The 7930-nt window shown below is 65.8% G+C and carries 7 protein-coding genes; 4 read left to right on the top strand and 3 right to left on the bottom strand.

The window, feature by feature from the left end; genetic code table 11:
• Positions 1 to 128 precede the first annotated feature (128 nt).
• The gene (locus IU459_RS35880; RefSeq protein WP_440446557.1) at positions 129 to 437 is read left to right on the top strand and encodes a hypothetical protein; all 309 of its coding nucleotides are present in this window, start codon (positions 129 to 131) and stop codon (positions 435 to 437) included.
• Here IU459_RS35880 and IU459_RS35875 read toward each other — a convergent pair.
• Both IU459_RS35875 and IU459_RS35870 read right to left on the bottom strand, forming a co-directional pair.
• Positions 425 to 1339 carry an IS982 family transposase gene (locus IU459_RS35875; protein WP_195134043.1) on the bottom strand — a complete coding sequence of 305 codons (915 nt, stop codon included), beginning with the start codon at positions 1337 to 1339 and terminating at the stop codon, positions 425 to 427. The two genes, IU459_RS35880 and IU459_RS35875, sit on opposite strands and share 13 nt — an antisense overlap.
• Positions 1340 to 1950: 611 nt before the next feature.
• The gene (locus IU459_RS35870) at positions 1951 to 2274 is read right to left on the bottom strand and encodes a rhodanese-like domain-containing protein (RefSeq protein WP_195134040.1); all 324 of its coding nucleotides are present in this window, start codon (positions 2272 to 2274) and stop codon (positions 1951 to 1953) included.
• An 88-nt stretch (positions 2275 to 2362) separates the two neighbouring features.
• On the opposite strand from IU459_RS35870, the gene IU459_RS35865 reads away from it, so the two are divergent.
• From IU459_RS35865 to IU459_RS35855, 3 genes are all read left to right on the top strand, one after another.
• Complete coding sequence (locus tag IU459_RS35865) at positions 2363 to 2830, top strand: MarR family winged helix-turn-helix transcriptional regulator (RefSeq protein ID WP_324199156.1); 468 nt, start codon at positions 2363 to 2365, stop codon at positions 2828 to 2830.
• Positions 2831 to 3412: 582 nt separating this feature from the next.
• On the top strand, positions 3413 to 5524 hold the full coding sequence (locus IU459_RS35860) for a Tn3 family transposase (protein ID WP_228838986.1): 2112 nt from the start codon (positions 3413 to 3415) through the stop codon (positions 5522 to 5524).
• A 306-nt stretch (positions 5525 to 5830) separates the two neighbouring features.
• Positions 5831 to 6586 carry an alpha/beta hydrolase gene (locus tag IU459_RS35855; RefSeq protein ID WP_324199157.1) on the top strand — a complete coding sequence of 252 codons (756 nt, stop codon included), beginning with the start codon at positions 5831 to 5833 and terminating at the stop codon, positions 6584 to 6586.
• 127 nt (positions 6587 to 6713) lie between these two features.
• On the opposite strand, the gene IU459_RS35850 is transcribed toward IU459_RS35855, so the two are convergent.
• Complete coding sequence (locus IU459_RS35850) at positions 6714 to 7607, bottom strand: tyrosine-type recombinase/integrase (RefSeq protein WP_324199155.1); 894 nt, start codon at positions 7605 to 7607, stop codon at positions 6714 to 6716.
• Positions 7608 to 7930 lie beyond the last annotated feature (323 nt).

The following is a 7930-nucleotide window of genomic DNA, read 5'->3' as shown; positions in this document are numbered from 1 at the left end:
CCATCACAATTCTTTTCGTTCTATCGCAACACGAACCGCGACCCCGGTCACGAACTCCGCGATGGGAGTCGGCGAAGTCAAACGCAACACGAACCCGACCGCACACTGCCACTGCGGAGACAAGCCATATGTTCATCACGGACGCCGTCATGAACGGGTTGCCACCCCACATCGCCCAGCTCATAGCTGGACACGCCGACATCAACACGACCATGGGCTACAAGGCCATCTATCCAGAGGAGGTCATCACCGGACATCGCGCCTTCATCGCACGCCGGCGGAACACACGACCCAGCGAGGAATACAGGACTCCCACCGATCAGGAGTGGGAGGAATTCCTCGGCCACTTCGAACAGCGGCGAGTAGCCCTAGATGATCGATTCCAAGGGGTGGTTGGCCTGCTGTGCGGGCCCACCACCCCGGATCAATGGTCGTAGGCGATCAGTGACCGGTGGACCGGCGCGCCGGTGGTGTCGTTGTGCCAGATCACGGCGGTGAGTGCGAACAGTCGCTGCAGTACACGCACGACGACACCGGCGACGGTGCGCCCGCCGTGGCGTTCCAGGTCCAGCTGTGCCTTCAGGGTCTGGTTGATCGACTCCACCACCTGCCGCAGCGGCTTGAATAACCCGGCACTGGGCCGTTCAGGCTCACCCTTGCGCGCCGGGCGCAGCAGCCGGATCCCGTGTTCGGCCAGTTCGGCCTCGAACCCGGCGCCGAAGTAGTTCTTGTCGCAGATCAGCTTCTGTCCCGGCCGTCCGTCGATCAGGGTTGGGTCGGTGTCGAGGATGCTCAGTAGGGTCTGACGTTCGTCGGCTTTCGCGCCGGTCAGCGCGAACCCGACCGGCAGGCCACCGAGGGTGGCGACCAGGTGCAGACGGAACCCCCAGAAGTAGCGTGAATGGGAGGCACAGTAGCCGTATTCGGCGTATCCAGCCAGGTTGGAGCGCTTCACCGTCTCCCGGGACCGGCCGCTCTCGACCGGGGTAGAGTCGGCCACCCACACGTCGTCGGTCCACAGCGTGGTGTCGACAGCCAGGCTGCGCATGATCGCCAGGATCATCGGGGCCGCCACACGTAACCGCTTGTTGTAGCCGGGCTGCTGCGGCAGGTACCGGAACAGGTGCCGCAGATGGGCGCGGGCGTACCGCAGCCAGCGGGCTTCGGAGGTGAAGCCCAGAAGCGCCTGAATGACTGCCAGGGTCACCAGCTCGGCATCGGTCAGCCGCGGCGCGATTCCGACCGGCGGGCGCCAAGGCGCCAGATCTGGGCGAAGCTTCAACAGATCATCGGTCCTGACATACAGTGCAGTGGCGAGGGTGTCTACTTCATTGCTCACAGGTACGTGACTCTCGTAACAGCTCACGCTCAAGTCTCCTCGGCGAAATCCACACGCGGATCGGGCGGTTTCGATCCTCAGCTCGCGGAAGCGCTCTACCGGGAAGGAGCGGATGCGCTCGAACAGGTCGGGGATGCACGGTGCGGTCTGCGGCAGATCGAGCAGGCTACGCGTGGTCCACTGCCCGGCGGACAGCGAATTGCCCGGCGCCACGGGGATAGACGCATAATTCCCCGGGGTCCCAGCGGATTCGGTGCGGTGAACAGAAAGTACGGAATCCGCGCTGGCAGCTGATCGGCGAGTTCGGGCGGCAGCACGGGCTCGTGCGCTATTCCCTCGGCACCATGTGGATCCTGCGGCAGCCACGCAACATACGCTGCCGACAAACTCGAGTAGCAGGGCCACGCTGTCCATGCCCGCTGTCGCAGCGCGCTGATGGCCAACTCCACATGCGCAGAGCGCACCAGCGCGCCGCGAACCTCAGCCTCCCAGCCAGCCGGCAGCTCGATGCTTGCGCTCATGTCTACCATCGCATCGCACGAGGATGCGCCACCCGGCCGAGCACGTCGGAGCTGCTCGACAGCGGCCGGGCACGATCTGCGGCGGGACGATCAGCTCTCGACCGGCAGCCCGGCGGCGGTCCAGTCCTGGATGCCGTCGCGGTACTTGCGCACATTGGTGTAGCCGAGGGCCTCCAGCTTGGTGGCCACCTGCTGACTGTTGGGGCAAGATGCGTTTGAGCAGTAGGTGACTATCGCGGCGGACTTGTCCGGAAGAAGCTGCGGTGCTGTGGTTTCCACGTCGGCTTCGACCAGGTTCAACGCGTCGGGCAGGTGTGCCTTGGCGTAATACTCGGCGCCGAGCGCGTCGATCACGGTCACCGACCCGGCTTCGATTTCCTTGGCGAGCTCGTCGCGGGTGATCAGTGTGGTCATGACGTTATGCCTTTCTCGAACCTGAATTTATGTGCGTGTGCACGCTACTATATATGTGCGCGTGCACGCAACCAGTTATGATCGTGTTGTGCCGACGTCCGTGAACCGAACTCGCCCAGCGGTCGCCGCCTGGGCGGCGCTGCTGCAGGTACATGCCACGCTGGTACCCGAACTCGACGCCGCCCTGCGCCGCGCCACCGGGCTGCCGCTGAGCTGGTACGACGTACTGCTGGAACTGGATGCACCACAACGCCTTCGGATGAGCGACCTGGGCGAACGGGTGGTGCTGAGCCGCACCCGGGTGAGCCGGCTGGTCACCGAATTGGAGACCCAGGGCTTGGTGCGCCGGGAATCCAACCCGGACGACGGACGCTCGGCCTTCGTGAGCATCACCGATACCGGCAGGCAGCGGCTGCGCGAAGCCGCTCCGCACTACCTGTCCGGTATCGAAGAACGCTTCGCCGCGGTGTGCACCGACGACCTGAACGCGCTGGCTGCGACACTGCACAAGGTGCTGGGCCTGGCCGACCTGCCCGATCCGGCCGCGCGCGGCTGAGCTGCCGCGCCCTCAACCGGTCGCAGATCGCCGTATGTCAGACGACGCTTTCGGAATCGCGGCCGACAATGCGACGCGGCGCTGTGGTGCGCCGCCGCCCTCGGAGCCGATATCTGAAGTGGCGCGCACACCGTCCCGGATTTCCGTACTGGCCTGCGAATACACCGGCCGCTTTACACCGTTCGCCGCCACGCCGTGACCGGTCAGCGCCGACCGAGCGCCCAGCGGCGCGCGCCAGCACAGTGTAAAAAACACCCCTTGGAATCGATCATCTAGGCGATTGCGGCCGAGCCTACGGAAGCCCCTGCGCCCATGAGCACAGCTGCCTGCGATGCAGCCTCCTGCGACCGGATCCCGCGCAACGCCAACGCATCATCGAGATCCGCGACAACCTGCTCGAGCGCATCGACGAAGCCGAACGCGAAAATTGGTATGGCGAGGTCGAAGGACTCAAAGTCAGCCTCGCCGGCGCCGAGCGCAAACTCACCGAACTCGACGAACGAGTTCGCCGCAGCGCCACCGTGAACCTCGGCCTACCGGCGTTCAGCACGATCGTCGACCGCACCGTCACGGCGAGCACGACTGCACCGCGACTGTCGTAGTGCAAGATCAAAAAAGTTCAGAGAATCGCGTCATGCGGGCAAGCTCGCGGCGGCGGTGAAGGTGCTGTTGGAGATGACCGAGGTCGAACCGGACCTGAGCTTGGAGATGATGTGGGATCTGATCGAGAACACCGCGACTAAGAGCGAGCTGCGTGCGGCTGTCGCGGTGATCGACGAGTTGGTTCCGGTCGATGACGCCGAGTTGAACGCCCAGCGCCTGGAAGAGCTAGCGGGGCGCCTGTCCACGGTCCGGGTGTTCCTGCCGCCGATGATGCGCACCGTGGTGTTCGGGGCCACGGCGGACGGTGCGGCGGTGCTGGCGGCGATGAAGGTTCTGGGTGAGCTGTTGTCGATGAAGTCGAAACTGCCCGCGACCTGGCTCGATGCCCGCCGCGTCGACCACGATCTCGTCGGCGGCGGGTGGAAGCGCCTCGTCTACCGGGAAGGGCGCCCGCCGGAGACTGTCGACCGGGCCGCGTACACGTTGTGCCTGCTCGAGCAGTTCCATCGGCATCTCAAGCACCGCAACATCTTCGCCCCGCACTCGACGCGCTGGCGTGACCCGCGCGCCCAGTTGCTGGCCGGGCCCGCGTGGGAGCGTGCCCGTGAGGCCGGGATGAACGCGTTGAACCTGCCAGGCGATCCGGGAGCGTTGCTCGCCGAGCATGCTGCCGAGGTGGACACCGCCTATCGCGAGGTTGCCGCGCGCCTGGATGGCGACGGTCCGGCGAGGGTCGACGAGGATGGCCGCCTGCACCTCGCCGCGTTGGCCGCGGAGCCGGATCCGCCGTCGCTGGTGGATCTGCGCCGCCGGGTGGAGGCGATGGTGCCCGAGGTCGACCTGCCCGAGCTGGTTCTGGAAGTGATGTCCTGGGTGTCTGGGTTCGCCGAGTCGTTCACCCACGCCTCCGGCAATGGCGCCCGCGTCGCCGATCTGGGGCTCTCGGTCGCGGCGGTGTTGTGCGCGCACGCGATGAATGTGGGTTTCAAGGCGGTGACCAGCCCCGGTGTGGACGCGCTGACTCGTGACCGGCTGCACCACGTCGATCAGAATTACGTTCGTTCGGAGACGTTGACCGCGGCCAACGTCGAGCTGGTCAAGGCCCAAGCCGAGATCGAGTTGGCGCAGCTGTGGGGCGGTGGCCTGCTCGCCTCGGTCGACGGTATGCGGTTCGTGGTGCCGGTCCGCACGATCCATGCGCGCCCGAACCCGAAGTACTTCGGCCGTAAACGGGGCATCACCTGGTTGAACATGCTCAACGACCAGTCCGCCGGCCTGGCGGGAAAGGTGGTGTCCGGCACGCCACGCGACTCGCTGAACTTCATCGATGTCGTGCAGCTCCAGCAGGGTGGCCGCCGGCCCGAAGCCATCATCACCGATACCGGTTCGTATTCCGACATCGTGTTCGGTTTGGTGCACCTCATCGGTAAGAAATATCGGCCGCAGCTGGCGAACCTGCCCGATCAGCGGTTGTGGCGGTTCGACCCGGGCGCGGACTACGGCCCACTCAACCAGGCCGCACGGGGGCGCATCGACACCGGAAAAATCGCGGCGCACTGGGAGGACATGTGCCGGGTCGCGGTGTCGATCCATGCGTGTGAGGTCTCCGCCCACGATGTCACCCGCATGATCTCCCGGGACGGGAACCCCACCCCGCTGGGGCAGGCCATCGCGCACTACGGGCGGATCTTCAAGACCCTGCACATTCTGCGCCTGGCCGACGACGAACCGTATCGCCGGGAAGGCAAGGCCCAGGCCAACCTCACCGAAGGCCGCCACGACCTGGGGCGGCGGATCTACCACGGGAAGAAGGGAGAGATGACCCGCACCTATTACGAGGGCATGGAAGATCAGCTCTCCGCGCTCGGGCTGGTGCTCAACTGCACGGTGCTGTGGAACACCGTCTACACCAACCGTGCTCTGGAACACCTACGCGCGCAAGGCTATCCGGTGCGCGATGAGGACGCACAGCGCCTGTCGGCGTTCATCCGCACCCATATCGGCATCGACGGCCACTACGCCTTCCACCTGCCCGACTTCGGCGGTGGCCACCGGCCACTACGCGACCTCGAAGCACCTGGCGACGAGTGATGGCGCCTGCCGCTGTTCAGCGGCCGTTCGCCGACCCACGACGGCGGAGTGCATCGATATCGATGCTGTCGCTCACGCTGGGAGGTGCGCCTGGAATACACGGATGGCCGGGCAAGAAAGGATTTGCGGCGCTGGTGCGCGGGCGGGTAGCGTGCGGGAGTCCGTGACATCACATGAGGAGGTGAGACCCATTAACGCTGTACCGATTGGGTGCTCCCCATCTTCTTCACGGTTGGGCGATTGACATAGGTGTCGCCGGGAGCGCCGCGAACTAGGCAATCCGAAAGGCAACAACCTATGCATTCTGTGCATTTCACTGCGGAGACATCGTCGAGCGGTGTCGTCGAACGCGACTTCACGGTGGGTGACGTTCCCGGCGTACTCTTCTCGCCCGCATCCGGCTCCGATCACGCGCCCTTGGTGCTGATGGCGCACAGCGGTGGCCAACACAAGAGAGCACCGGGAATCGTGGGCCGGGCCCATCATTTCGTGACCACCTGCGGCTTCGCCGTCGCCGCCATCGACGCGCCCGGACACGGCGACCGGCCCCGAACGGCAGAGTACGAGCAGCACATCGCCGTCCTGCGGCAGGCTCAATCGGCGGGCGAACCGATCGGCCCGATCATTGCCGGTTTGCACACCTACCTGGCCGAACACGCCGTGCCGGAATGGCAAGCGACCCTGGACGCCCTACAAGAACTGCCGCAGATCGGCGCGGAGGGGCCGGTCGGCTTCTGGGGCATCATGCAGGGCACCGGGATCGGGGTGCCGCTGACCGCGGTCGAACCCAGGATCACCGCAGCGGTCTTCGGCTGTCTCGGACACGAGTCCCTGACCGAGGCCGCGGCACGGATCACGGTCCCGATCGAGTTCCTGCTCCAGTGGGACGACGAGATGGTCGACCGCGACTCCGGTCTGGTGTTGTTCGATGCCTTCGCTTCGAAGGATAAGACGTTGCACGCCAACGCGGGCGGGCATTTCCAGGTGCCCAGGTTCGAGGTCGACAGCGCGACCCGGTTCTTCACCCGGAACCTCGGCCAGGCCGCTACGTCACCGGCCTGATGTGAAGAGGTATCGGCGGCTGGCTGCGAGCCGGTCGCCGATACCGCAGCCGTAGTCCGGATCGACCGCTCGTAGCTGATCGGCACCGTCGACGAACAACGTAACCGAAGGCCCCGCCGCATCCCCGTCAGCGGCCGTTTCGGCGGGAGGCGGGATCGGTCTCGGCCTGCCAACGCCCCAGGGCCTCTGCCGACACCTTCGCGTACTTGGTCAGGCTGCGCACCGAGGTGTGCCCGGACAACGCCATCAGCATCGGTGTGGACGCGCCACTCTCGGCGGCGTGGGTGAGCCGGGAGTGGCGCAGCTGGTGCAGCGTGAACGGGCCGCGCGTCATCTGCGCGGTGTGTTTCTCGAGCAGTGTCGCCGCACGGCGATAGGACAATCGTGCGCGGCCGGTGCTCGGATCAACATCATCAACAGCCACAGACGGTTTGGCCTTACGGTCGGTCAGGAACAACGGCCCGGACCTGCGCCCGGCGATCAGCCGGGGAAGCAGCCGCGCGGTTCCGGTCTGCCAGTAGATGACGTCGCGGGCACCGCCCTTGCGGGTGACGGTCGCGCACCGGTTCACGGTATCGAGATCGGTGATGTCGAGAGTGAGGATCTCCTCCACGCGGGCCGCGGACTCGTACAGCATCGTCCACAGCACCCGCTCCCGCAGTTGCGGAGCATCCCTGCCCAGCAACTCGCTCACCTCGGCCGAGGTCATGGCCTTGCTGTTGTCCGGCGCCGCCGGACGCGCCCGCAGCCGGACCACCGGATCGATGCTCAGCCACTGCTGCTCGCGCCAATACGCACACGCCGACGACAGCGCGGTCAGCCGCAGATTGAACGTCTTGGGCGACTTCTCGCCCCACACGAACACGAACCACCCGGATACCCGATCCGGATCCAGCAGCGCCACATCACTGTCCGCACCGAAATCGCGGACCAACCGATCCAGCGCGGCAGCGTAACCGCGGCGGGTATTCACCGCGGGGATCGTGGCGAGATACACCCGCACCGCATCCGCAAGTCGCACCCCAGCCGTTCTCGCCGGAAGCGTCCGCACCGATCCCATCCGAGCACCCTCCAGCTCTACGGCAGATAGTTTCCCGAGTCGCCCTGTCGCGGAACCGTCATCACGCCAGGACGACTCGCAGTCTATGGCAGATAGTGGTCGACTATCTGCCATAAATCCTTAGCGCCGGATCGGGCGGTTCCGTTCCTCGACCCCCCTGTTGCGGTTGCGGCGTGAGAACGCCGAGCTGGCGATGGAGCGTGATGTGCTCAAGCGATCAGTGGTCCTGTGGGTGAAGGAGGCGACCAAGTGGGCGTGGCCGGGTTCATCGCCTCCCAGAGGGC

This window comes from Nocardia amamiensis (assembly GCF_015477605.1).
Lineage (GTDB): Bacteria > Actinomycetota > Actinomycetes > Mycobacteriales > Mycobacteriaceae > Nocardia > Nocardia amamiensis_A.
This window is presented reverse-complemented; position numbering and strand designations above follow the sequence as displayed.

Bases quoted from the DNA above. Each gene is read 5' to 3' on its own strand.
- IU459_RS35880 (WP_440446557.1), top strand. From the start codon at position 129: ATGTTCATCACGGACGCCGTCATGAACGGGTTGCCACCCCACATCGCC.
- IU459_RS35870 (WP_195134040.1), bottom strand. From the start codon at position 2,274: ATGACCACACTGATCACCCGCGACGAGCTCGCCAAGGAAATCGAAGCC.